Raw genomic sequence first — 485 nt, 5'->3', positions numbered from 1 at the left:
AGTTAAGTGAACATAAACGTACATTAGATAGAATGAGTGCTTTAGAGATTTTAGCTTTCCTAGAGGCTAGATTTAGAATTGATTATTTAATACGCTGTCAAAACAAGAAAAAAGATCTTCTTTCAAGAAATCTTAGGCAAATTTATAAAGTAAAGGGGAATCGAGCTTCATTAACTGATGATATTTTAAAAGAATGGAAAGTGGTTAATTCAAATCACAAAATTTTACTTGATAGCTTTAAGAATGCTTTGGATTATAGAAACTGGCTTGCACATGGTCGGTATTGGGAGCCAAAAAAAACTTCACATGTAAAAAAATATGACTATTTATCAGTAATTTTTCTAGCAAATGAATTATTAAATAATCTAACCTTATATGAACCTGACTATTTTTAATCATTTTAAACTTTGAAACCCGAAATATTTTTATTTGTTAGACATAAAAAGCACCGTAAGGTGATTTTTATTAATGAAAATTAACCGGAA

1 protein-coding gene is annotated in these 485 nt (G+C 27.8%); it reads left to right on the top strand.

What is annotated here, in order from left to right:
* A partial coding sequence (locus tag GBI16_RS18790; protein WP_215900700.1) for a hypothetical protein occupies positions 1-395 on the top strand: 395 nt, incomplete at its 5' end.
* Between the last annotated feature and the right edge of the window lie 90 nt (positions 396-485).

Source organism: Acinetobacter sp. TUM15064, assembly GCF_008980265.1.
GTDB lineage: Bacteria > Pseudomonadota > Gammaproteobacteria > Pseudomonadales > Moraxellaceae > Acinetobacter.
The sequence above is the reverse complement of the archived record's forward strand: the minus strand, read 5'-3'. Positions and strand labels throughout refer to the sequence as shown.